General features: G+C 70.1%; 22 protein-coding genes. 11 read left to right on the forward strand and 11 right to left on the reverse strand.

Annotation, left to right across the window (positions count from 1 at the left end):
- Window positions 1–20: 20 nt before the first annotated feature.
- From AB0M24_RS13030 to AB0M24_RS13055, 6 genes are all read right to left on the reverse strand, one after another.
- On the reverse strand, window positions 21–968 hold the full coding sequence (locus AB0M24_RS13030) for a hypothetical protein (protein WP_363765355.1): 948 nt from the start codon (window positions 966–968) through the stop codon (window positions 21–23).
- An 85-nt stretch (window positions 969–1,053) separates the two neighbouring features.
- Window positions 1,054–1,617 carry a hypothetical protein gene (locus AB0M24_RS13035; RefSeq protein ID WP_363765358.1) on the reverse strand — a complete coding sequence of 188 codons (564 nt, stop codon included), beginning with the start codon at window positions 1,615–1,617 and terminating at the stop codon, window positions 1,054–1,056.
- Entirely contained in the window at window positions 1,614–2,963 is a 1,350-nt protein-coding gene (locus tag AB0M24_RS13040; RefSeq protein ID WP_363765361.1) for a hypothetical protein, read from the reverse strand. The genes AB0M24_RS13035 and AB0M24_RS13040 overlap by 4 nt, the downstream gene beginning before the upstream one ends.
- Window positions 2,960–3,760, reverse strand: coding sequence for an ABC transporter ATP-binding protein (locus tag AB0M24_RS13045; RefSeq protein ID WP_363765364.1), 801 nt, complete (start codon window positions 3,758–3,760; stop codon window positions 2,960–2,962). Before AB0M24_RS13045 ends, AB0M24_RS13040 begins: the two co-directional genes overlap by 4 nt.
- A 32-nt stretch (window positions 3,761–3,792) precedes the next feature.
- Complete coding sequence (locus AB0M24_RS13050) at window positions 3,793–4,578, reverse strand: zf-HC2 domain-containing protein (protein WP_363765367.1); 786 nt, start codon at window positions 4,576–4,578, stop codon at window positions 3,793–3,795.
- A gap of 70 nt (window positions 4,579–4,648) precedes the next feature.
- Window positions 4,649–5,197 carry an RNA polymerase sigma factor gene (locus tag AB0M24_RS13055; protein WP_363765742.1) on the reverse strand — a complete coding sequence of 183 codons (549 nt, stop codon included), beginning with the start codon at window positions 5,195–5,197 and terminating at the stop codon, window positions 4,649–4,651.
- 268 nt (window positions 5,198–5,465) lie between these two features.
- On the opposite strand from AB0M24_RS13055, the gene AB0M24_RS13060 reads away from it, so the two are divergent.
- The gene (locus tag AB0M24_RS13060; protein ID WP_363765370.1) at window positions 5,466–8,570 is read left to right on the forward strand and encodes an RICIN domain-containing protein; all 3,105 of its coding nucleotides are present in this window, start codon (window positions 5,466–5,468) and stop codon (window positions 8,568–8,570) included.
- 51 nt (window positions 8,571–8,621) lie between these two features.
- On the opposite strand, the gene AB0M24_RS13065 is transcribed toward AB0M24_RS13060, so the two are convergent.
- The 5 genes from AB0M24_RS13065 to AB0M24_RS13085 are packed head-to-tail and all read right to left on the reverse strand — an operon-like array spanning window position 8,622 to window position 13,207.
- Entirely contained in the window at window positions 8,622–8,966 is a 345-nt protein-coding gene (locus AB0M24_RS13065; protein WP_363765373.1) for an L-rhamnose mutarotase, read from the reverse strand.
- 9 nt (window positions 8,967–8,975) lie between these two features.
- The gene (locus AB0M24_RS13070) at window positions 8,976–10,142 is read right to left on the reverse strand and encodes a mandelate racemase/muconate lactonizing enzyme family protein (protein WP_363765376.1); all 1,167 of its coding nucleotides are present in this window, start codon (window positions 10,140–10,142) and stop codon (window positions 8,976–8,978) included.
- A gap of 1 nt (window position 10,143) precedes the next feature.
- Window positions 10,144–10,974, reverse strand: a complete 831-nt coding sequence (locus AB0M24_RS13075) for a carbohydrate ABC transporter permease (protein ID WP_363765379.1) — start codon at window positions 10,972–10,974, stop codon at window positions 10,144–10,146.
- A complete protein-coding gene (locus tag AB0M24_RS13080; RefSeq protein ID WP_363765382.1) occupies window positions 10,974–11,927 on the reverse strand; it encodes a sugar ABC transporter permease in 954 nt (317 codons plus the stop codon). The genes AB0M24_RS13075 and AB0M24_RS13080 overlap by 1 nt, the downstream gene beginning before the upstream one ends.
- 5 nt (window positions 11,928–11,932) lie before the next feature.
- Window positions 11,933–13,207 (reverse strand): extracellular solute-binding protein, encoded by a 1,275-nt coding sequence (locus AB0M24_RS13085; protein WP_363765385.1) that lies wholly within the window; start codon window positions 13,205–13,207, stop codon window positions 11,933–11,935.
- 113 nt (window positions 13,208–13,320) lie between these two features.
- Here AB0M24_RS13085 and AB0M24_RS13090 point away from each other — a divergent pair, with 113 nt between their 5' ends.
- The 10 genes from AB0M24_RS13090 to larE are packed head-to-tail and all read left to right on the forward strand — an operon-like array spanning window position 13,321 to window position 22,886.
- Entirely contained in the window at window positions 13,321–14,085 is a 765-nt protein-coding gene (locus AB0M24_RS13090) for a FadR/GntR family transcriptional regulator (protein ID WP_363765388.1), read from the forward strand.
- A 29-nt stretch (window positions 14,086–14,114) separates the two neighbouring features.
- On the forward strand, window positions 14,115–14,867 hold the full coding sequence (locus AB0M24_RS13095) for an SDR family oxidoreductase (protein WP_363765391.1): 753 nt from the start codon (window positions 14,115–14,117) through the stop codon (window positions 14,865–14,867).
- On the forward strand, window positions 14,860–15,819 hold the full coding sequence (locus tag AB0M24_RS13100) for an aldo/keto reductase (protein ID WP_363765394.1): 960 nt from the start codon (window positions 14,860–14,862) through the stop codon (window positions 15,817–15,819). Before AB0M24_RS13095 ends, AB0M24_RS13100 begins: the two co-directional genes overlap by 8 nt.
- Before the next feature lie 24 nt (window positions 15,820–15,843).
- Window positions 15,844–16,689 carry a fumarylacetoacetate hydrolase family protein gene (locus AB0M24_RS13105; protein WP_363765397.1) on the forward strand — a complete coding sequence of 282 codons (846 nt, stop codon included), beginning with the start codon at window positions 15,844–15,846 and terminating at the stop codon, window positions 16,687–16,689.
- Between the two features lies 1 nt (window position 16,690).
- Window positions 16,691–17,533, forward strand: coding sequence for an amidohydrolase family protein (locus tag AB0M24_RS13110; RefSeq protein WP_363765400.1), 843 nt, complete (start codon window positions 16,691–16,693; stop codon window positions 17,531–17,533).
- Window positions 17,533–18,816, forward strand: a complete 1,284-nt coding sequence (gene larA / locus AB0M24_RS13115; RefSeq protein WP_363765403.1) for a nickel-dependent lactate racemase — start codon at window positions 17,533–17,535, stop codon at window positions 18,814–18,816. The genes AB0M24_RS13110 and larA overlap by 1 nt, the downstream gene beginning before the upstream one ends.
- On the forward strand, window positions 18,813–19,925 hold the full coding sequence (locus AB0M24_RS13120; protein WP_363765406.1) for a glycerate kinase: 1,113 nt from the start codon (window positions 18,813–18,815) through the stop codon (window positions 19,923–19,925). Before larA ends, AB0M24_RS13120 begins: the two co-directional genes overlap by 4 nt.
- A complete protein-coding gene (larB, locus tag AB0M24_RS13125; RefSeq protein ID WP_363765409.1) occupies window positions 19,922–20,959 on the forward strand; it encodes a nickel pincer cofactor biosynthesis protein LarB in 1,038 nt (345 codons plus the stop codon). Before AB0M24_RS13120 ends, larB begins: the two co-directional genes overlap by 4 nt.
- Complete coding sequence (gene larC, locus AB0M24_RS13130) at window positions 20,956–22,092, forward strand: nickel pincer cofactor biosynthesis protein LarC (RefSeq protein ID WP_363765412.1); 1,137 nt, start codon at window positions 20,956–20,958, stop codon at window positions 22,090–22,092. The genes larB and larC overlap by 4 nt, the downstream gene beginning before the upstream one ends.
- Window positions 22,089–22,886: an ATP-dependent sacrificial sulfur transferase LarE gene (gene larE, locus AB0M24_RS13135; RefSeq protein WP_363765415.1), complete on the forward strand. Its 798-nt coding sequence runs from the start codon at window positions 22,089–22,091 to the stop codon at window positions 22,884–22,886. Before larC ends, larE begins: the two co-directional genes overlap by 4 nt.
- Window positions 22,887–22,932: the final 46 nt, after the last annotated feature.

Here is a 22,932-nt window from a genome sequence, read left to right on the forward strand (position 1 = left end):
GGACCCGCCGAAGCTGATACTCACTCCTTCTCGTTGATCCGGTACTCCGCGCCGCCGAGGTCCCCGCCCTGCGCGTCGACCTGGTGCACCTGCAGCACCGCCGGCGGTGCTTCGACGTCGGTCTCGAACGTCAGCCCGATCTCGACGCGTTCCTCCGCCTTGAGCGCCAGCCCGTCGAGGCGGGCGAACTTCGGCTCGACGATCTGGAACTGCGTCTCGCCGACCTGCTTGAGGCCGACACCCTTCTGCCCGGCCGCCCGCCACCGTTCCGCGAGCTCACGACCGAGGTCGATCGTCACCGTGCCCGCGAACTGCCGTTCGGGCTGCTCGAGGATCAGGCTCTGCCTGTCGTCGAAGGGGTTCGGGTTGCCGATGGTGTAGGGCACGCTGATCGGGCGGCGCGGGAACACCCGCACGGAGTCGACGTTGCGCCACGCGATGTTGTTGTTCCGCTGGGCGTTGAGCTGCGTGTTGACGCCTTCCGCGAACGTCATCGGGTCGGCGGGGGACAGCCATCGCGCGAGCAGGCAGAAGTGACCGGGACCGGGTACGTTCCAGCCGGGCCAGGTGATCATGACCGTGGTGCCGCCCACCGGAACGCTCGTGCCCGCGTTGCCGATGTACGTCCAGCCACCGGGCCACGAGGTCCCGCCGCCGATGTTGCTGTGGTACAGGTTCAGGTAGCCGTCCACGTTGCCCTGGGCGCCGAGCTTGCGGCGCAGCGTGACGAACACGTAGTTCGTCAAGCCGACTCTGGGGTTCTGCGACACGGCGCAGGGCACCGGAGTCCAGCACACCTTGATGTCCGGGCTGAAGTAGATGCTGCCGGTGCTGGGCTCGTTGCCCACGTCGCCCGCGTTGTCGCGCACGTAGACGTCGCGGTAGTACGGCGTGGCGCTCGCGGCCGGCACGACGAGCGTCCCGATCGCGAGCAACCCGATCAGCACCTTCACCAGCTTGGCTTTCACGAGGTCCTCCTCGGTTGTGGTCTGCGTTGACCGAAGAGGTACCGCCGCGCTGTTGTACGGCGGTTGTTCTGCTGTTGTCAGGGGACTACCGGCGCCCGCCGCGCACCACGTAGGCGGTGACGCCGCTGAGGAACAGCACCCCTGCCGTCCACATCGCCGCCGCGTCGTCGGGAGGCTGCGTGGGCCACGCGATCATCCGGGCCGGCACCGAGTCGCCGGGCGGCATCATCGCGCTGACGGCCCACCACACCAACGGCGCCACGGGAGCGAACCTCGCCCCGATCACCGCCGCCGCGAGTCCCGCCAGCCCGACCATGCCCGCCGTGTCGCGCACGACGAACTCGAAGCCGAAGCTCCGCGTGCCGAGCTCCTGCACCAGCAGCACCGGGATCGCCGCCAGCACACCCGCGAGCACGAGGTGCCAGAACCGCCAGGCGGGCCACGGCAGCGCGGTCGACCGGTCGAGCTCCGGGTCCTGGCCGGCGAGTCCGACGGTGATCACCAGCACCGCCGCCAGCGACGTCAGCGAGGCGCTCAACGCGGTCCACGGCGAGTGCATCACCGACCAGGCGAGAAGAACTACTACCGGCAGCATCGCGAGGGCGGCGGGCACACCGCGGGACCGCGCGTACAACGCGACGGGCCTCATGGCGCCACCAGGACGTCGCGAACCCGTTCGGAGTCCTGGCACGCCAGCAACATCTCCCTCGCCTTCACGACCCGGTTCAGCTGTTCCGGGGCGGGCTGCGCGCGGAACAGCCGCCAGTCCTCCTCGAGAGCCGCACGCGGCTGCGGGTAGCCCCACAGGTCCGGTGCGGAAGCGAGCGGGGCCAGTTCGCCGGTGAAGTAGGCGGCGGTCAGGTGACGCACCCTGGTCTCGAAGCTGTTGACGGTGTTCGGCCCGGTGCACGAGGAAACGCCCGCTCCGGCGAGCATCTCCCGCCGCAGCTGCTCCGGTGCCAGCGAGAGCGCGGACGGGCTCTGCTGCGAGTCCAGCCGGATGACGTCGCCGCTGGGCGGTGCCGTGGCGAAGTGGGCCATCGCCGAGGTGTCCTCCCGGATCTTGGTCGGAGGGCTGGGCAGCACCGACAGCTTCGTCAGCACGTCCCTGCCGACGTCGGCCGCCACGGCCAGGCTCGGCTCGTGCACCCGGCTCACGCACACCGGGCCGTCGCACACCATCGCGCCGCCGATCGAGTCGGTCACCAGCACGTCGGAGAGCTTGGCCGGCAGGATCGAGACGGCCAGCGCCATCGCGAGCCCGGCGGGAACCAGGGCTCCCAGACGTCCGGGGAGCGACCGTGCCACGAACAGCAGCAGTGCCGTGATCGCGAGCCCGGCGAACCACACGATCTGGCCGAGGTCGACCGACGTGGAGGTGGTCACCAGGTCCGAGGGCGGCGGGTCGAACGCGGGCACCAGCAACGCCATCGGGGGTATGCGGCCGTCCGGAGACCACACGTCCTGCGCCTGGTAGGCGATCGTCGCCAGCGTGAACGTCGCCACCAACGCCACCGGTGCGACCAACGGGTGCGGCAGCAGGCGTCCCACGGCGAGCCCCAGCACGGCGCCGGCCCCGAACGCCAGCACCACGGTGAGCGCGAGCGGGACGAACCCGGCCGACACGAACCCGCCGCCGATCGCGACCCGCACGACCACGCCCGCGCACAGCAGCAGGGTGCCCACCGCCGTCGCACCCCCGACCGCCGCCGCCAGCGCGCCCAGCCGGACCCAGCCACGGCGGGACGTGGTGGCGAACAGCTCGCCCACCCCGGCCCTGCTGTCCCGCATTCCTTGCAGGACAGCCAGACCGACCACGAGCGCCCACACGTACGTGAGCGGCTTGCGCAGCTCCAGCACCGCCGACGTCGAGTTGCCCGCCCACCTGGAGCCGTCGCCCGTGAGCACCATCAGCATGGCCGTGCCTGCCGCGATCACGAGCAGCCCGGCCCAGAGCGCGGACGACCGCCGCAGCTCGATGCGCAACCCCGTCACCAGCCACCCCCGCGCTTGTTGAGCAGGGCCGTGTAGCCGCGCTCGATCGGGCTGTCACCGACGTGGTCCGTTGTTCCCGCTGCTTCGAGATCCGCGGGAGTTCCCTGGAACACCAGGGATCCCTCCGCGACGAGCACCACGTCGGTGCACGCCGCCGCGACGTCCTCGACGAGGTGCGTGGAGATCAGCACGCACGCCTGCTGTCCCAGTTCGGCCACGAGCTCGCGGAACCGCAGCCGTTGCGCGGGATCGAGGCCCACCGTCGGTTCGTCCAGCAGCAGGATCTCCGGGTCGTTGACGATGGCCTGCGCGATGCCCACGCGGCGGATCATGCCGCCGGACAACGTCTTCAGCCTGTCGTCGGCGCGATCGGCCAGACCCACGCGCTCAATGGCGCGCTGCACCGCGTCCGGAACGGACTCCGGCGGCATCTCCTTGAGCCACGCCAGGTACTCGACGAACTCGCGCACGGTGAACCGCTTGTAGAAACCGAAGTTCTGCGGCAGGTAACCCAGCTTCCGGCGCAACGCCCGCAGTCCCGTTTTCTGTGGCGAGGTGCCGAGCAACGACAACGAGCCCGCGCTCGGCTTCTGCACCGTGGCCAGCGTCCTGATCAACGTGGTCTTGCCGGCGCCGTTCGGGCCGAGCAGCCCGTGCACCCCTCTGCCCAGCCTTAGCGTCAGCCCGTTCACCGCGTCGCGGCCACGCCTTCCGCCCACCCGCACCCTCAGGCCGTCGGCCTCGATCTCCCAGGGGAACGAGGTCGGCGTGACCTCCTCGGCTCCCACCGCGCGCATGCTGATCTCCTTGGCTGCGTTGAAAAGTTCGGTCATCGGTTCAGCCGCGTGAAGGCGAGCCGGTGCAGGCTGATCACGATCAGCCCCAGTGCCAGCACACCCGCCCACACCGGAGTGGCGGCTTCGTGGAATGCGACGGACGTGCGGCTGAGCGCGATCGTCGGCACGACGATCCCGGCGGCCCACGCGGCGATCAGCGTGAGCGCGGCACGGGGGACGCCGACCAGCCCGCCGAGTGCGAGCGTGGCCGTGGTGAACGCGAGGCACGGCAGGAGCCAGCCCGTCAGCGACGCTCCGGTCAGCGCGCTCGCCACCAGCAGCGCCGGTACGACCACGGCCAGTACGGCGGCGGTGCGGCGGAACACCAGCGGCAGCCCCGCACGTGGGGTAGCAGCGGTGAGCTCGTATGCCGGATCCATTGCGCGGCCCCAGGAAACGGCGACCCCGACCACCGGCAGCACCGGCGCGACCAGCAGCACCAACGAGATCTGCCCGCGTGCCACCGCGCCGAGCTGGTCCAGCGCCACGGCGGTGGCGGTGACGAGGACGATCATCGCGAGCCACGGCCCGGCCACGGGGGAAACCCAGTGGCTGACGCGCCGCAGCCACGACCGCGCGGGCGGCATCTGCGGGGTGCGGTCGAGCAGTGGCTTCAGGTCGGTCCACGCCTGGGCGGCGATCGGGTCTGGGGCGAGGCGGCCGCGGCACGGGGCGCAGGTCTCGAGGTGCGACTCGACGGCCCACAGTGCGTCAGCCTCGATGTCGTCGCCTCGCGCGTAACGCTGCAGCAGCAAATCGTCCGGGTGATGGGTGGTCATGACAGGGCCTCCCGCACAGTCCCGGCCACGTCGATGAAGGTTCCCTTCATCGACCTCTGACTCCGGATAGTCATGACAGGGCCTCCCGCATCGCGATCCGAGCCCGCCTCGCACGGGTCTTGACGGTGCCCTCCGGCACCCCGAGCAGCACCGACGTCTCCCGCACCGACAACCCGTCGAGCACCATCGCCTGCAACACCTGCCGCAGCTCGGGAGCGAGCAGGCGCAACGCGTCACCCACCTCGTCCCCGACCACCACGTCGAGCACCTCGTCCTCGGCGGCGCGGACGCTCTGCTCGGACAAGGCGGCGGGTGGCTGGGCGTGGTGCGCGCGCCTGCGGAACGCGTCGACCAGGCGGCGGGCGGCGATGGACCACAGCCAGCCGACCGCGCTGCCGCCGACGGCCGCCCCGGCGAACGCGTCCGCCGCCCGCCACACCGCGAGGTAGGTCTCCTGCAGCACCTCGGCGACGACCTGGTCGTCCGAGCACCGCCTGCGCAGCCGGACGGTCAGCCACGGCGAGGTGCGGCGGTACAGCTCCTCGAACGCGCGGCGGTCACCCCGTGCGACGCGGCGGACGAGTTGTTCCTCGTCCAGGTCGGCCGGCTCACCCCGGATCGCTCTCACACACGGGAAGACGTGGAGATCGACGATCAGGTTCTCACCGAGCAGTGGCGTGCGTCACAGTGCGAGGCCGATCGCACGACGGCCCCCCGGATTTGTTACCGCGCGGTCAACCGTTGACGTCATACGTGAGACGTCATATGTTTCCTGCTCAGTTCACGCAGTCCGTCGGACCGGACGCCTCAGATTCCACGGAGTGCGCCCGGCGATGGCGCCTGCGGTGACGACTGCTGATCAACGGTGATTCGCGAAGGGAACCAGTGTGGCTTCGTTCTTTAGTGTCAGGCGAGCCCTGTCCGCGGTGCTCGCCTTAGGACTGTTCGCTCTTTTCCTCGCCGGTTCCACGCAATCGGCCGCCGCCGCCGTCCAGGCGACCTACTACGTGTCGCCCTCAGGCAACGACACCAACGCCGGGACGATCTCGGCACCTTTCAAGACCGTCCAACGCGCGCGAGACGTCGTCCGCACGGTCAACTCGAACATGACCGGCGACATCCAGGTGTACCTGCGCGGCGGGAACTACCCGGTGACGAGCACGATCGACTTCACGCCGAGCGACTCGGGCACGAACGGGAACCGGGTGCTCTACTCCGCGTACCCCGGTGAGACCCCGGTTCTCAACGGCGGCGTCCAGGTGACCGGGTGGACGCAGCAGAGCGGCAACATCTGGAAGGCCCCGCTCACCCGCGCCAACAAGCTGCGCGCGCTCTACGTCAACGACAAGCGCGCGGTCATGGCGTCGAAGACGATCAACTCCGCGGGCTGCTACGGCACCTACACCATCACCGCGGGCCAGGCCGACTGGGCGTGGGAGTCCGGTACGCAGTGCGACGGCGTGAAGTACAGCCAGTCCGATCTGCCCGCCATCGCGCAGAACCAGAGCGACCTGGAGATCGAGACCGCGACGACCTGGACCACGGCGGTCGTGGGCGTCCGGCAGGTCACCACGGACGGCGGCAACCGGGTCGCGCTGCTCCAGCAGCCCGGTGCGGCCATCGCGGCGGGTGCGTTCAACGGCAACTTCCAGGTCGACGGCAGCCACAAGGTCATGAACGCCTACGAGTTCCTGGACACGCCGGGCGAGTTCTTCTTCGACCGCACCAACCAGCAGCTCTACTACTACAAGTCCGACACCGAGAACATGGCCACCGCGTCGGTCTGGGCACCGAACAACGTCTCCACGTTGCTCAAGGTCGCCGGTACGTCGACGTCGAACCACGTCCGCAACCTGACCTTCAGCGGACTCACGATCCAGCACTCGGACTGGAACCTGTTCGACGTGGCCGGTTCGGCGTTCAAGCAGTCGCAGCAGGGCAACGGCGGCGACCTCGCCTACGGGAAGAAGAACTTCCACGAGTACTTCTACCGCAACGTCGTGCTGCCGCCGGGTGCCGTGCAGATCGAGAACGCCGACAACATCGTGCTGGAACGCAACAAGGTGCAGCACACAGGTTCGGACGGCATCAGCCTGCCGAACGACGTGTCGGACACGAAGCTGACCGGCAACGTCACCAACGACATCGGCGGCTCGGCCATCGACGTGGGCCACCCGCAGCACATCTACATGGGTGACTACACGAGCACCAACAAGGAGAAGTACCCGACGGCGGTCGAGGGTCCCGTCAAGAACATCGAGATCAAGAACAACTACCTCTACGACAGCGCGGTGCTCTTCAACGGCAGCAGCGCGATCTCGGCGTACTTCACCGACACGCTGACCGTGCAGCACAACCTGATCGAGAAGGCGCCGTGGAACGGCGTCACGCTCGGCTGGGGCTGGTGGAACTTCGACGGTTCCTCGGGTTCCATCGTGCCGGGTTCGCCGACCGCCACCGCGAAGAACAACAACGTCAGCTACAACCAGATCGTCGACACGATGCTGAGCCTCGGCGACTCGGCGCCCATCTACACGCTGGGCGCCCAGCCCACGACGACGATCAGCAACAACTACCTGCAGGGCGTGCCGGGCGGGCACAAGTACGGCCTGCACCCGGACGAGGGCTCGGCGTTCATCAACTACTCGGACAACGTGCTGAACGTGTCGCCGTTCGTGGCGTACTCGATCAACTCGGGCACCTGGGGACGCCAGCACGACGTGAACATCACGAACACGTACGGCACCCTCAACAAGATCGCCGACAAGAACGTCCCGAACAGCACCATCCAGGACGTGCAGGTCTACTCGGACAACGTGTGGCCCGCGGCGGCGTACCAGATCACGGCGAACTCCGGTCTCGAAGCGGCGTACCGGGACATCCTGCCCGGCAACGGCGCGTCCACTCCGGACCGGATCCTGCCCGCGAGCACCTTCAGCACCACCAGCGGGTCGTCGATTCCGATCAGGACCCCCGGTGACGCGTCGAAGACGATCTGGCTGGCACCTTCGGGCACGACGAGCTTCACCGCCGGTGCCACGATGACCAGTGCGAGCGGCACCGCCACCTCCATCGCGATCCCGGCGGCGGCGGGCGACTACAAGCTCTACGTCCTGGACGGCCAGGGCAACCGGTCCGCGGAGTCGGCGTCGCTCGTCCGCAGGCCGCAGACGTCGTCCTACGTCGACGACAAGGACTCCCAGGTGACCTACACGGGCACCTGGAACAACTGGACCGACGCCCAGGACTACCAGGGCTCGGAGAGCTACACGGCCCAGGCGAACAACTCCGCCCAGTACACCTTCTCCGGCACCGGCATCCAGTACGTCAGCATGACGCAGCCCAACATGGGCAAGGTCGACGTCTACATCGACAACACGCTTGTGCAGTCCGACATCGACGCCTACGCGTCCTCGGTGACGAAGCAGGTCGTGCTGTTCAGCAAGACGGACCTGCCTCTCGGGTCGCACACGATCAAGGTCGTGTGCAAGGGCACGAAGAACGCGGCCGCCACCGGCACCGTCTGCGCGGTGGACGCCTTCGCCAGCGTGGCCTTCCCAGCACAGGGCGCCTTCTACAAGATCATCAACCGGAACAGCGGGCTGGCCGTCGACGTCAACGGCGCGTCCACCACGGACGGCGCGAGCATCATCCAGTGGGGCTACGGCGGCGCGGACAACCAGAACTGGAAGTTCGAGGCCGTGACGGGCGGCGCGTTCGAGATCTCCAGCCAGAAGAGCGGCAAGCTGATCGACGTCAACGGGTTCTCCACCGCCGAGAACGCGCCGGTCGTGCAGTGGGCCGACAACAACGGCAACAACCAGCGCTGGCAGCTGGTGGACGCCGGTGGCGGCTACACCAAGCTGAAGAACGTCAACAGCGGCAAGGTGCTGGCCCCGTCCGGGTCGTCGACGAGCGCGGGTACCGCGGTCGTCCAGGTCACGGACACGGGCGCGAACAGCCAGCAGTGGCAGATCATCAGGGTGAGCTGACAACGAAAGGGCGCGGCACCCGTGTGGGTGCCGCGCCTTTTCGCGTGCGGATCAGGCCGGCTCGGCCTGGTGCCAGACCTCCTGCAGGGGCGACCACCAGTTGCCGCCCTCGCGTTCTACCAGCGACTCCTGGCAGGGATCGGTGAGAGCCCACCAGCGCTGCGTCTCGGGGTCGGCGGCGATGCGGGCCTGGTCGGCGTCGTGGTCCTCGCCGACGTACTCGTAGTAGCCGATCAGCAGGTCGTCGTGCAGGAAGATGGTGAAGTTGCGGATGTTGGCGTCGTACATCGCCTTCTCGACGCCGGGCCAGACCGCGGAGTGCAGCCGCAGGTACTCCTCGCGCTTCTCCGGGCGCAGCCGGATCATCATGCCGTAGCGCCGTTGTGGACTGTCCATTGTGGCCTCCTAGACGCGAAGAGCTGTGCCGGTCTCGACCGAGTGCAGGCGACGCCCGGCGTTCTCGGGCCGGATGTGCGAGCCGCCGTACGTCGGTTCCGGGATCAGGTCGCCGGCCGCGGCGATCGCCTTCTCGTCGACGCACAGCCCCAGACCTGGCTTGTCACCGAGCACATAGGCGCCGTCCTCGATGTGGTAGTCGACCGAGACGCCCAGCGGTGGCCGCAGGTCCTGCAGTTCGCTCACCAGGTGGTTGGGCAACGACGTGGCGGCGTGCAGCAGTCCGACCGGCGTGGTGCCGATGGGGCTGACGGGTAGGTCGTGGGCGTGCGCGAGAGTGGCCACCCGCAGGAAGTGCGTGATGCCCCAGACTCCCGCCGTCTGCACGACGTCGACGGCGCCCGCCGCGATGAGAGCGCGGTGTTGTTCCAGTCCGGTGAGGTTCTCGCCGGTGGCGACCGAGGCGCGGATGCCACGGCCCACCGCGGCGTGGCCCTCCACGTCCCAGCGGCGGACCGGTTCCTCGATCCACGTCAGGTCGAGGGTCCGTTCGATCTCGCCGACGTGCCGCACGGCCTGCTTGCGCGTCCAGGTCTCGTTGACGTCGAGCATCAGGCTCGGCCGGACACCGCGGCCGGCCTTGGCCAGCACGTCGCGGACCAGCGTCAGGCGGTACCGGTCCTGCTCGACGTCGAGACCGCCCTTGACCTTCGCCGCGCGCAGCCCGAGATCGGCGTACTCCTGGTACGCCGCAACGAACTCGTCGTCGTCCAGAGCGATGTCGAGCGCCGAGGCGTAGGCGGGGACGCGGCGGTCGCGGCCGCCGAGCAACCGCCACAACGGCTCTCCCGCCGCCTGCGCCTTGATGTCCCAGAGCGCGGTGTCGAGGGCGCCGATGGTGCCGAACACCGAACCCTGGTGGCCCGCCTTGAACGTCCGGCGCAGCATCCGGTCGTAGAGGGCGGTGACCGAGCGCGGGTCCTCGCCCTCGATGGCGCTGAAGACGCTCTCGATCTCCACGTGCGGTCCGAGACCGACGCCGGTGATGCCGGTGTCGGTCTCGACGACGACTATCGGAACCCGGACGCGGCCGTCGGAGTAGACGCCGTTGGCATCTCCCACCGGGCGGCCCCAGTCGTGGACGGTGGTGAGGGTCCGCAGACCAGTGATGCGCATGTCAGCCCTTCGTGGACCCGGCGGTGACACCGTCGGCGATCTGGCGTTGCAGGAAGAGGTAGACGACCAGGACGGGGATCGCGGCGATCAGCACGCCGGACGCGAACGTCGGGATGTCGTCGGAGTACTGGCCGCGCAACGACGTCACGCCGACCATCAGCGTGCGGTGTTCGGCGGAGGGCATCATCAGCAACGAGATGAGCACGTCGTTCCAGCAGAACAACGCGTTCAGCACACCGACCGACAGCAGTGCAGGAGCACCGATCGGGATCATGATCCGCCAGTAGACCCCGTACACCGTGTTCCCGTCGATGCGCGCGGCGTCGACGATGTCCGGCGGCACGGTCGAGTAGTAGCTCGTCAGCAGGAAGATCGTGAACGGCAGGAACTGGGCCACGTACGCGAGGATCAGACCGGGGTAGGTGTCCATCAGGCCGACGTCCGCCATGATCCGCGCCAGCGGCACCATGATCACCTGGAACGGCACGAACAACGCGGCGAGGATGCCCAGGAAGAGCGCGGACGACCCGCGGAAGGTCAGTCGTGCCAACGCGAAGCCCGCCATCGACCCGAGCAACAGCAGCAGCGCCACCGAGCACGCCACCACGATCACCGAGTTGAAGAAGTAGCGGGACATCCCGACGCTCGTCCACGCCTTGACGATGTTGTCGAAGCTGAACGAGTCGGCCAGGGAGAACCGGTCGAGCACGTACTCGCGGCGGGTCTTCATCGCCACGTTCGCGGTGAACACCAGCGGGTAGATCGTGGCCAGCGCGAGCGCGGCCATCGGGACGGCGACGACCCACCTCGTCAGCCGGGTGCCTGATGACATCAGTCCTCCTTGCCCGCGGCGCGGCGCAGGATGCCGATCTGGGCGAGTCCCACGACGAGCATGATCAGGAACAGCACGGTCGAGGCCGCGGACGCGAGCGCCGGCTGGTTCAGCTGGCCCTGCTGGATCCAGATGTAGTACTCCGGCAGGTAGGTCGAGCCCGCCGGACCGCCGGTCGTCATCACGTAGACCAGGCCGAACATCGACGTCAGCATGCCGATCATGGTGGTGACGAAGACGAACTGGATCGTGCGCGAGAGACTCGGGACGATCACGTGCCGGACGGTCTGCGCGAACGACGCGCCGTCGACCTTCGCGGCGTCGAGCAACGAGGAGTCCAGCGTCGCGAACCCGGCCAGGAACACGACCAGTGCCATGCCGAACGTGGCCCAGACGTGCACCCCGACGACCGCGAAGATCGCCACGCCGGGGTCGCCGAGCCAGTCCACCGGACCGAGGCCGAGCCCGCCGAGAACCTTGTTGAGCGGACCGTCGAACGCCAGCAGCAGGTTGAAGATCGCGCCGACGATCACGGGGGAGAGCACGGCGGGGAAGAAGTAGACGCCCCGGTAGAGCTTGTGCCCCGGCACCTTCAGGAAGATGAACGTGGCGAGCAGGCCCGGGATCGCCACCGCGACCGGCAACAGCAGCACGAGCAGGCCGACGTTGCGCAACGCCGTCTGGAACAGGGGATCGGCGAACAGCGTCGTGTAGTTCTCGAAGCCGACCGCCATGCCGTTGCGGTCGCCGTCGCCGGTGAAGGAGAAGTTGACGCCGAGCACGAGCGGCCACAGCCGCAGCCCGACGATGATCAGCAGGGCGGGGGCGAGCAGGACCAGCGGCGCGAGGCGCTCGGCCCGTCGCCCGGCGCGGTCACGCCGGGAGAGGGTCGCCGCCGCCCTGGCGGGCCCGGCCGTGGCCGAGCCCGCGAGAGACGGAGAGGGTGCGGCCACGTCGATCAGCCGTTCTTGTCCGATGCGGCGAGCTGCGTGACCACGTCGTCCACGGTGGTCGAGCCGCTGAGCAGTTCCTGGGACAGCCGGCCCATCAGGTCGACCGTCTTGGACGGCAGCGCGACGTGCAGGGCGGGCTTGCCGGACTTGACCTCGGTCTGGATGGTCTTGACCGAGGGGCCGCCCTTCGAGACGTCGACCGTGGTGTCGGAGACGATGGCGCCGCCGTCCTCGTAGAACGACTTGAGGGCGTCCGTCGACGTCAGCGAGCGCACCAGGTCCGCGGCGAGCTTCGGGTCCTTCGTCCACTTGGCGACGGCGTACCCGATGCCGCCGTCGTACGGCAGGCTCGGCTTCGCCGCGGAGTTCACGACCGGTGCCGGCATGACGCCGACCTTCTCCGGCGTGAGGAACTCGGAGAAGTCCTTCCAGTGGCCGACGTCGGACATCAGGCCGATGACGTTGGCGGCCTTGGCGGAGTTGAAGATCCCGAACGCGTCGTTGAACATCGCGGTCGAGTTGGCGCCGTCGCTGTTGAGCCCGGTGTCACCGGCCTGCTTCCACAGCTCGAAGATCTTCTTGACGTTCGCGGAGTTCCAGTCGCGCTTGCCGTTGATCCAGTCGTCGTACTCCTGCGGCGTCAGGATCGCGGAACCCATGGCGGACAACCAGAACTGGATGCCGATGCCCTCCTTGTTGCCCAGCGCGAAGCACTTCGCGCCGGTCTTCTCGGTGACGACACCGCAGTTCTTGGTGAACTCGTCCCAGGTCTTCGGCGGGGAGTCGGGGTTGAGGCCGGCCTTCTGGTACAGGTCCTTGTTGTAGTAGATCGGGTGGCCCTGCAGGGTCACGGGCTCGGCGTAGACCTTGCCCTCCTTGCTGAACGCCTCCCAGCCCGCCAGGCGCTGCTTGTCCTCTCCGACGTACTCGTCCAGCGGGGCGAGCGCGTCGGAGCGGTCGCGGATCTTGCCGCCACCGTTGAACATGATGACGTCGGGGCCCTTGCCGGACTGGATGGCCGTGCCGAGCAGTGTGTAGAACTGGTCGTACGGCTGGGCGACGAACTCGATGTTCACGCCGGGGTGCTTCTTCGCGAAGTCGGCCTTGGCCTTGGCCAGGTAGTTCGCGGCCTTCGCGTCGCCCGACTTCCAGTCCCAGACGACCAGCTTGTCGCCGGAGCCTCCGGAGGACGAGCCCGGTCCCGCGGCGCTTCCGCACGCTGATGCCGTGACAGCCAGCCCTACCACCAGGGCGGCAGACCACAGTGTCCGCTTGTTCATCTCTGCTCACTTCTCGAGATGGTGGCCGGGCGTCGTAGGGCCCGACGAAGTGTGCTGAACGTAATTCGTATGACGTATTACGTCAACGCCCTTCGTTGGCTACGCTCGACGCCATGACGGAGACAAGTCGCCGGCCAACTCTGCTCGCGCCGGCCTGGGCGCGCAGGCCGGCGAACCTGGCCACGGCGGTCACGACCGAGCTCGTGGAACGGATCGTGCGCGGCGATCACCCGTCCGGGACGTCGCTGCCGCCCGAACCGGTGCTGTGCGAGACGTTCTCGGTGAGCAGGACGGTGATCCGCGAGGCGGTGAAAGTGCTGCAGGAGAAAGGCTTGGTGCAGGTGCGCCAGGGCGCGGGCACGCAGGTCACGCCGTCGTCGAGCTGGAACATGCTCGACGACGTGGTCCTCGGGGCCGTCATCGCCGACGACGAGACGCTGGGCGTCCTCGACGACCTGGTGGTCACGCGCCGGATGCTCGAGTCGGACATGGCGGAGATGGCCGCGCGCACGGCCGGCGAGGAGACCGTCGCGGCGCTGGGCGCGCTCGTGGAGCTCATGGACCAGCTGGTGGGCGACCCCGAGAGGTACCGCCAGCAGGACCACGCCTTCCACGACACGATCATGAGGGCGTCCGGCAACCGCATCGCGCGAGGCGTGGTGCGAGCGCTGGAGACCCAGGTCGGCCACACCGCCCGGTACACGGGCCGGACCGACCGCGACTTGTGCGCGGCCTCGAACCAGGGGCACCGCCGCATCTACGAGCGGATCGCGGCACACGACCCGGTGGGCGCCTCCGAGGCCATGTTCGCCCACATCACCGAGGCCTGGCTGGTGCGGCGCAGCGATGCCGGCGACCCCGGCCGCCTGTCCAGATGATCATCGAACCTTGAACGGAGTTGTTGGCAGTGGGTGATTTCGACGGGCTGGTGGCGCTGGTCACCGGTGGTGGATCCGGCATCGGGCGGAGCACGGCCGAGGTGCTGGCCGGCCGCGGCGCGCGGGTCGCGGTGCTCGACCTGGCGGCGGACGGGCTGCCGGAGGGCATGTTGTTCGTGAAGGCGGATGTCACGGACGACCAGAGCGTTCGCGACGCCGTGGCAGCGGTGGTCGAGCACTTCGGCGGTCTCGACGTCGTCGTGAACAACGCGGGTGTCGGCGCCCAGGGCGACGTGGCCGCAGCGACCGACGACGAGTGGCGGAAAGTGTTCGACGTCAACGTGATCGGGATGGCCAGGGTCGCTCGTGCCGCGCTGCCGCACCTGCGTTCGTCCGGGGCCGCAGCCATCGTGAACACCGGCTCGATCGCGGGCACGGCGGGTCTGCCACAGCGGGCGGTGTACTCGGCGAGCAAGGGTGCGGTGCACGCGTTGACGCGCGCGCTCGCCGCCGACCACATCCGTGAGGGCATCAGGGTGAACGCGGTCGCGCCCGGCACCGCGGACACGCCGTGGGTGCGCAGGCTGCTCGACTCGGCATCGGATCCGGCGGCCGAACTGGCGGCGCTGGAGGCGAGGCAGCCGCACGGCCGGCTGGTCAGCGCCGAGGAGATCGCCAACGCGATCGCGTACCTCGCGAGCCCGTTGTCGGGCTCCACCACCGGAACCGTGCTCGCCGTCGACGGCGGCATGGACGCGCTGAGGCTGCGTCCCCGTGGCTGACACCGCGGGCCGGCTGGGACTGGGCACCTCCCCGCTGGGCAGCCTGTACACCGAGGTGACCGACCGCGAGGCCCGTGCGGTGGTGGACGCGGCGTGGGAGAGCGGTGTCCGGATCTTCGACACCGCCCCGCACTACGGGTTGGGCCTGGCCGAACGGCGGCTCGGCGAGGCGTTGCGGGATCGTCCGCGCGACGAGTTCGTGTTGTCCACCAAGGTCGGCCGCCTGCTGGTGCCCGATCCGGACGCGACGGGACTCGACCCCGAGGGCTTCGCCGTGCCGGCGACCCTGCGGCGGGAGTGGGACTTCAGCGCGGACGGCGTGCGGCGGAGCCTGGAGTCGTCGCTCGAACGCCTCGGGCTCGACCGGGTCGACGTGGTCTACGTGCACGACCCCGACGACCACTGGGAACAGGCTGCGGGAGAGGCGATCCCGGCGCTGGTGGAGCTGCGCGAGCAGGGCGTGATCGGCGCGATCGGGGCCGGTATGAACCAGTGGCAGATGCTCGCCCGGTTCGTGCGGGAGTCCGATGTGGACGTCGTGCTGCTGGCCGGCCGCTACACGTTGCTGGAACAGCCCGCCCTGGCGGAACTTCTGCCGTTGTGCGCCGAGCGCGGGGTGGACGTGCTGGCCGCCGGGTTGTTCAACTCCGGTCTGCTGGCCCGCCAGGACGTACCGGCTGACGCCACCTACGACTACGCGACCGCTCCGGCTGCCGTGGTCGATCGCGCCCGGCGGATCGCCGCCGTCTGCGCCCGGCACGGCACGACGTTGCCGGCTGTCGCGCTGTGGTTCCCCTTCGGGCACCCGGCGGTGACCGGTGCGCTGATCGGGGCCCGTGCCGAGAGCGAGATCCACGCGAACGTCGCCGCGCTCGCCTCGCCTCCTCCCGCTGACCTGTGGGCGGACCTGCGCTCTGAAGGACTGCTCGGCCTCGACGTGCCGACCCCGTGACCACTTCGACCTTGAGGAACTGCGATGCGACTGCTGCGTGTGGGCGATCCCGGCGCTGAGATTCCCGCCGTGCTGGACGACTCCGGACAGGCCCGCGACCTGCGGCCGGTGACCCGGGAGATCGACGGTGACTTCCTGGCGGGCGGCGGGGTGGCACGAGTGCGCGACGCTCTGACCGGTCTGCCGGAGCTGGACGTCACCGGGGTGCGGATCGGCGCGCCGGTCGCGCGTCCCGGTGCGCTGGTGTGCATCGGGCTCAACTACTCCGACCACGCGGCGGAGACGTCCGCAGAGCCGCCGAGCGAGCCCGTGGTGTTCATGAAGAACACCAACACGATCGTCGGCCCGAACGACACCGTGCTGGTGCCGCGGCGGAGTGTGAAGACCGACTACGAGGTCGAGCTGGCCGTCGTGCTGGGCGCGACGGCGCGGTACCTGGAGAGCCCTGCCGACGCGGCGGGGGTGATCGCGGGCTACGCGATCTCGAACGACGTCAGCGAGCGCGAGTTCCAGATCGAGCGCGGTGGTCAGTGGACCAAGGGCAAGTCGTGCGAGACGTTCAACCCGTTGGGCCCGTGGCTGGTCACCGCCGACGAGGTGGGTGATCCCCAGGCGCTCGGCCTGAAGCTGAGCGTGAACGGTGAGCCGCGCCAGGACGGCAACACCAAGAACATGCTGTTCGGCGTGCACCACGTGATCTGGTACCTCAGCCAGTTCATGGTCCTGGAGCCCGGCGACGTGGTGAACACGGGCACTCCGGCCGGGGTGGCGCTCGGCGTCAACGACTTCGGCTACCTGCGCGCGGGCGACGTGGTCGAGGTCGCCGTCGACCGCCTGGGCTCGCAGCGCCAGCGGATCGGGCAGGCCTGACGTGCGCCGGATCGATGCCCACCACCACCTGTGGGACCTGGACGCCCGGCCGCAGGAGTGGCTCGACGGGCTTGACGTGATCCGCCGCTCCTTCGGCCTCGCGGATCTGAGCGCGGTGACCGGACCGTCCGGAGTGGACGCGACCGTGCTCGTGCAGGTGCTGAACTCCGTCGAGGAGACGGCGGACTTCCTCGCGCTGGCAGGCAAGTCCGACCTCGTCGCCGGAGTCGTGGGGTGGGTCGACCTCACCGCGCCCGACGTCGCCGAGCAGCTGGACCGGCTGCGGTCGGGGCCGGGAGGCGACCGGCTGGTGGGTGTGCGGCACCTGGTCGAGCCGGAGCCCGACCCGGACTGGCTGATGCGCCCCGACGTGCTGGCCGGGCTGCGCGCGGTGCGCGACGCCGGGCTCGCCTACGACCTGCTCACCCGGCCGCACCAGCTGCCGGCGGCGCTCGTGGCGGTGCGCGCGGTGCCGGACATGGTGTTCGTGCTGGACCATCTGTCCAAACCGGACGTCGCCGGTCGGCGGATCGAGCCGTGGGCGACTCATCTCGCCGCGCTGGCAGCGGAACCGAACGTCGTGGCCAAGCTGTCCGGCCTGGTCACTGAGGCTGGTCCGGAGTGGACGGTCGGCGACCTGCAGCCGTACGTGGACGTCGCGCTGGAGGCGTTCGGTCCTGATCGGCTGATGGTCGGCACGGACTGGCCCGTGTGCCTGCTCGCCGCGCCGTACTCGGAGGTTCTGCGCACGGCGGAGCAGCTGGTCCTCGGTCTGTCGGCGGCAGAGCGGGAGCTCGTCTTCGGCGGTACGGCCGAGCGCGCGTACCGGTTGGCGGCGGGCTGATGGAGACGGTTCGCCTCGCCTACGGTGAGACAGGTCTGGATCTGCGCTTCGACCCCGCGGTGACGACGGTCGTGACGCCGCGGCACCACGAGGCTTCGTCGTCGCCGCGCGAGATCCTGCGTGCCGCCCTGCGTTCTCCGGTCGCCGGTCCGCCGTTGCGCGACCGGGTGCGCCGCGGCCAGACCGTGGCGATCTCCGCCTGCGACATCACCCGTCCGCAGCCTCGGCACCTGATGATCCCGGCGATCCTGGAGGAGCTCGACGGGATCGTGGACCTCTCGGACGTCGTGGTGCTGGTCGCGACCGGCACGCACCGCGGCAACACCGAGGCCGAGCTGCGCGCGATGTTCGGCGACTCGGTGGTGGACTCGGTGCGGATCGTGAACCACGACGCCCGTGACCGCGCCTCGTTGACCTGGGTGGGTACGTTCGGCGCCGGCGTTCCGGTGTGGCTCAACAGCGAGTGGGTCGACGCGGACGTGCGGATCACCACCGGATTCGTGGAACCGCACTTCTTCGCGGGGTTCTCCGGCGGCCCGAAGCTCGTCGCGCCGGGCCTGGCCGCGCTGGAAACCGTGCTGGTGCTGCACGACGCGCAGCGGATCGGGCACCCGCGGGCGACGTGGGGAGTGGTTGAGGGCAACCCGGTGCACGACGACGTGCGCGCCATCGCGGCCGGCACCGGCGTGACGTTCGGGTTCGACGTGGTCCTCAATCAGGACAAGGAGGTCGTGGCCGCGTTCGGTGGCGACCTGCTCGCGATGCACGCGTCCGCGGTGGACACGGCCCGTTCGGTAGCGATGCGGCCGGTGCCTCGGCTGTTCGACGTGGTGGTGACGACCAACTCCGGTTATCCGCTGGACCAGAACCTCTACCAGGCGGTGAAGGGCATGTCGGCGGCTTTCGAGGTGGTCAGGCCGGGCGGCACGATCGTGTGCGCGGCCGAGTGCCGCGACGGTTTCCCGGACCACGGCTCGTACCGCGAGGTGCTCGCCTCCGCTTCCTCGCCCGCGGCCCTGTTCGCCGAGATCTCCGCGCGCTCGGACACCGTGCCGGACCAGTGGCAGGTGCAGATCCAGGCGCGCATCCAGGCTTCCTGCCGGGTGGTCATGCACACCTCGTACCTGAGCGACGCGGACCTGGCCACCGCGCACCTCACGCAGACGACCGACGTCTCTCTCGCGGTCGCCGAGGCACTGGCGGCGGCCGGGCCCGACGCCCGGCTGTGCGTGCTGCCCGAAGGCCCGCAGACGATTCCGTACCTCGCGGGGGCGGTCCGATGATCCTCGTCTGCCTGGACAAGTTCCGCGGCTGCCTGACCGCGGCCGAGGCGTGCTCGTCCGTCGTCGCCGGTGTCACCGCCGCGGGTGGTGACGCGGTGGCGATGCCGGTGGCCGACGGCGGCGAGGGCACCCTCGCCGCGTTGACGGGGTACCGCTCTGTGCCGGTGGAGGTGACCGGACCGACTGGACGTCCGGTGCGGGCGTCCTTCGCGGTGCGCGGCACCCGTGCCGTGATCGAGATGGCCCAGGCCAGCGGCCTCGACCTGCTGCCGGACCTGCGGACGCCACTGCTCACCGACACCCGAGGCACCGGCGAGCTGATCCTCGCGGCGCTGGACCACGGCTGCCTCGACATCGTGCTGGCCGTGGGCGGCAGCGCCACGACCGACGGCGGGGCGGGCATGCTCAGCGCCCTGGGCGCGCGCGTCACCGACTTCCGCGGCACCCCGATCGGTCCGGGCGGCGCCGCCCTGACCAGCGCGGCTTTCGTGGACCTCTCCTCCCTGGACTTCCGCCTGCGCATGGCTCACGTGACCCTTGTGTCCGATGTGGACAACCCGCTCACCGGCCCTGATGGCGCCGCAGAGGTGTTCGCCCCGCAGAAGGGCGCCTCGCCGCGCGACGTCGAGGTGTTGGAGCGCGGCCTGCGCCAGTTCGCCTCGGTGGTGGCCCGCGCGCTGGGCCGCGACCTGAGCGCTGCCCCCGGCGCGGGCGCGGCAGGCGGCACGGGCTTCGCCGCCCTCGCGGTCCTCGGCGCCGAGCGGGTCTCCGGCGCCGAGTTCGTGCTGAGCGAGATCGGCGTCGAGAACGCGCTCCGCTCGGCTTCGCTCGTGGTCGTCGGCGAGGGCAGGTTCGACGAGCAGAGCCTGCGCGGCAAGGCCCCGGTCGGCGTGGCCGCGCTGGCCCGGCGCCTGGGCGTGCCGATCGCGGTGGTGGCGGGCGACATCAGGCTGTCCGCCGCACAGTTGCGCGAGGTTGGGGCCGTGGCGACGTGGTCACTGCTGGAGCGCGCGGGCGGACTCGGCGCGGCGATCGGGCAGGCGCCGGAGCTTCTGGTGGAGATCGGGCGTGAGCTGGCCGCGGTGGGTGCCTGGGGAGGGGCGGCATGACCGGGTTCGCGGTGGGTGGTGGCGTGGCGGGTCACGGCGTGATCGGGCCGGGAGCAGTGGACCTGGGTTTCGCCAGGGTCGACGTGAGCCGCGAGGCGCGCCAGGGACTGCCCGAGGTCATCTACGGCACCGGCAAGACCGCCGACCAGATCGCGTCGATCGCGGCGACCTTGTTGCGGCACAACGACGGCCCGGTGCTCGCGACCCGCGTGTGCGAGGACGTGGCGGCCGAGGTGCTGGCCGCGGTTGGCGCGGGAACCTGCGAGGTGCCGGTTGCCAGCGGATGTGTCGGCGAGGTGCCGGTGGCGCCAGGGCCTCGTCCCCGCGTGGCCGACGCCGCCACCGACAGCCGCATGCCCGCACGCGGCACCTACGACCCTGCGCTTCTTCCCGGCGTGGGAGACGCCGCCACCACCGCTGCCACCGATATCCGCATGCCTGCGCCTGGCACCAACGGCTCCGCGCTCCCTTCACCCGTCGGCGACGCTGCCACCGACGTCCGCATGCCTGCGCCTGGCAGCTACGACCCCGCGCTCCTCTCACCCGCCACCGATGTCGCCGCACCTGGCACCTACGACCCCGCTGCCCACTTGCTCGTCTGGCGCCCCGCCCCACCCACGAAATTCAGCGTCGTGGTCGCCGCCGCCGGCACCGCGGACCTCCCCGTGGCCGCGGAAGCCGCCGCCATCGCCTCCGCGATCGGGCTCCGCGTCACCACCGTCACCGACGTGGGCGTGGCCGGGCTCCACCGCCTCCTCGCCGAGCAGGACCGGCTGCGGGCGGCGGACACCGTCATCGTGGTCGCGGGCATGGAAGGAGCGCTGGCGAGTGCGATCGGCGGTCTGGTCGCGTGCCCGCTCGTGGCCGTGCCGACCTCCACCGGGTACGGGGCGGGACTGGAGGGCGTCACCGCGTTGCTGGCGATGCACGCCTCGTGCGCGGCCGGGATCACGGTGGTGAACATCGACTCCGGCTTCGGCGCGGCGATGGCGGCGTTCCGGCTGGCTCAGGTCGCGAACCGGAGCCGGACGTGAGCCGGGTCCTCGTCATCTCGCCGTTCACCGGGCTGGCGGGCGACATGCTGCTGGCCGCGCTCGTCGACGCCGGCGCGCCGCTGGACGTCGTTCGCGCGGCGGTCGCCGACACCGGGCTCACCGGCTGGGAGCTCACCGTCACGCGGCACCTCACCCACGGTCTGAACAGCAGCAAGGCCGAGGTCGAGGTGTCCGACGACGCGACCAGTCGCAAGGCGGGCGAGCTGATCGCGATGGCGAGCCGGGTTCACGACCGGGCAGTCGCGGACGTCGCGGTCAGGGCACTGAAAGCGATCGCCGAGGTCGAAGGCCGGCTGCACGGCGAGGAACCCGCCGAGGTGCACCTGCACGAGCTCGGCGGTCACGACACCCTCGTCGACGTCGTCGGGGTGGCGGCGGCGGTGCACGCGCTCGGGGTTCGCACCGTCCACTGTGAACCGTTGCCGCTCGGGACCGGCACGGTCGACACCGCCCACGGCGTCCTGCCCTGCCCGGCACCGGCGACCGCGAGGTTGCTGGCGGGCGCGCGGGTCACCGGCACCACGCTGAAAGGCGAGACCGTTACGCCGACGGCCGCCGCGTTGCTCCGCGCGCTGGACGCGAACTTCGACCCGCCGCCGACGATGCGGCTGGAGGCCACCGGGTACGGCGCGGGCACCAGGGTTCTGCGGGACAGGCCCAACGTCGCCGTCGTGCGGCTCGGTGAGGTGACGGAGGAAGGGAGAGACCTGGTGGTGCTGGAGACGAACCTCGACGACGTCACCGGCGAGGTCCTCGGTTACGTCGTGAGCCTGCTGCTCGACCGGGGTGCCCTCGACAGCTGGGTCACCTCGGCCGTGATGAAGAAGGGCAGGCCCGCGCACGTCCTGCACACACTCGCGACACCCGAGACCGCCGACGCGCTCGAGAAGATCATGTTCGCCGAGACCGGGACCCTGGGCGTGCGGCGGAGCACCGTCCGTCGCTCGGCGATAACACGCGTCACCGACACAGTGCACGTCCACGGCATGGAGGTGCGGCGCAAACACGGCCCGCACCACGGCAAGCCGGAGTTCGACGACGCTGCGGAAGTGGCCAGACAGACGGGGTTGCCGTTGCGCACCGTGCTGAAGATGGCGGGGGAGCAACCATGACCGCCGAACGCCTCGTCGCCCGGCTCGCCGAGATCGGGCCGCTCGCGGTCGCGTTCTCCGGCGGCGCGGACTCGGCACTGGTCCTGGCCGCCGCCGTCCGCGCCACCGGGCCGGACGAGGTTCTCGCGGTCACCGCCGGCTCGGCGAGTCTCGCGGCGAAAGAACTGGCGGACGCGGCGGAGTTCGCGAGAAGCCTGAAGGTGCGCCACCTCGTGCCCGGAACCCGCGAACTGGACAACCCCGGTTACGCCGCCAACGGCCGCGACCGGTGCTACTTCTGCAAGTCGACGGTGCTGGACGCGATCAGGGAAGTCGCGCGCGACAACGGTCTGACGGCGGTCGCCACCGGGACGAACGCGGACGACGCGCGGGATCCGTTCCGGCCGGGCATCCGGGCAGGCGACGAGATCGGCGTGCACACCCCGTTGCGGGACTTGAAGATGACCAAGTCCGACGTGCGCGCCGTGAGCCTCCACTGGGGACTGTCCACCTGGGACAAACCGGCGCAGCCCTGCCTGGCGAGCCGAGTGCGGTACGGGCTGACGATCACCCCCGCCCGTCTGGCCAGGGTCGAACGCGCCGAGGTGGCAGTGCGGGCGTGGCTCGCCGCAGCGGGCCTGGCCAGCAGGGACCTGCGGGTGCGTGACCTCGGCGACGTCGGACGGGTCGAGCTCGACCCGAGAGTCGCCGGCCTGCCGGGGGTCGAGGCGGAGCTGGCCCACGTGGTGCGGGCCGCCGGGTTCGCGGAGTCCGAGCTGGCGGTGTTCCGGTCAGGGGCGCTCAACCACGAGTGACCGAACACCCCGGCCGCGGTGCCCGCACAGCACCGCGGCCGAGGCT

This window comes from Lentzea sp. NPDC051838, from assembly GCF_040681245.1.
Classification (GTDB): Bacteria; Actinomycetota; Actinomycetes; order Mycobacteriales; family Pseudonocardiaceae; genus Lentzea.

Excerpts from the sequence above, each read along its gene's own strand:
- AB0M24_RS13035 (WP_363765358.1), bottom strand. The coding sequence starts at position 1,617 with ATGAGGCCCGTCGCGTTGTACGCGCGGTCCCGCGGTGTGCCCGCCGCC.
- AB0M24_RS13045 (WP_363765364.1), bottom strand. The coding sequence starts at position 3,760 with ATGCGCGCGGTGGGAGCCGAGGAGGTCACGCCGACCTCGTTCCCCTGG.
- AB0M24_RS13050 (WP_363765367.1), bottom strand. The coding sequence starts at position 4,578 with ATGACCACCCATCACCCGGACGATTTGCTGCTGCAGCGTTACGCGCGA.
- AB0M24_RS13065 (WP_363765373.1), bottom strand. The coding sequence starts at position 8,966 with ATGGACAGTCCACAACGGCGCTACGGCATGATGATCCGGCTGCGCCCG.
- AB0M24_RS13070 (WP_363765376.1), bottom strand. The coding sequence starts at position 10,142 with ATGCGCATCACTGGTCTGCGGACCCTCACCACCGTCCACGACTGGGGC.
- AB0M24_RS13075 (WP_363765379.1), bottom strand. The coding sequence starts at position 10,974 with ATGTCATCAGGCACCCGGCTGACGAGGTGGGTCGTCGCCGTCCCGATG.
- AB0M24_RS13085 (WP_363765385.1), bottom strand. The coding sequence starts at position 13,207 with ATGAACAAGCGGACACTGTGGTCTGCCGCCCTGGTGGTAGGGCTGGCT.
- AB0M24_RS13090 (WP_363765388.1), top strand. The coding sequence starts at position 13,321 with ATGACGGAGACAAGTCGCCGGCCAACTCTGCTCGCGCCGGCCTGGGCG.
- AB0M24_RS13105 (WP_363765397.1), top strand. The coding sequence starts at position 15,844 with ATGCGACTGCTGCGTGTGGGCGATCCCGGCGCTGAGATTCCCGCCGTG.
- larA (WP_363765403.1), top strand. The coding sequence starts at position 17,533 with ATGGAGACGGTTCGCCTCGCCTACGGTGAGACAGGTCTGGATCTGCGC.
- AB0M24_RS13120 (WP_363765406.1), top strand. The coding sequence starts at position 18,813 with ATGATCCTCGTCTGCCTGGACAAGTTCCGCGGCTGCCTGACCGCGGCC.
- larB (WP_363765409.1), top strand. The coding sequence starts at position 19,922 with ATGACCGGGTTCGCGGTGGGTGGTGGCGTGGCGGGTCACGGCGTGATC.
- larE (WP_363765415.1), top strand. The coding sequence starts at position 22,089 with ATGACCGCCGAACGCCTCGTCGCCCGGCTCGCCGAGATCGGGCCGCTC.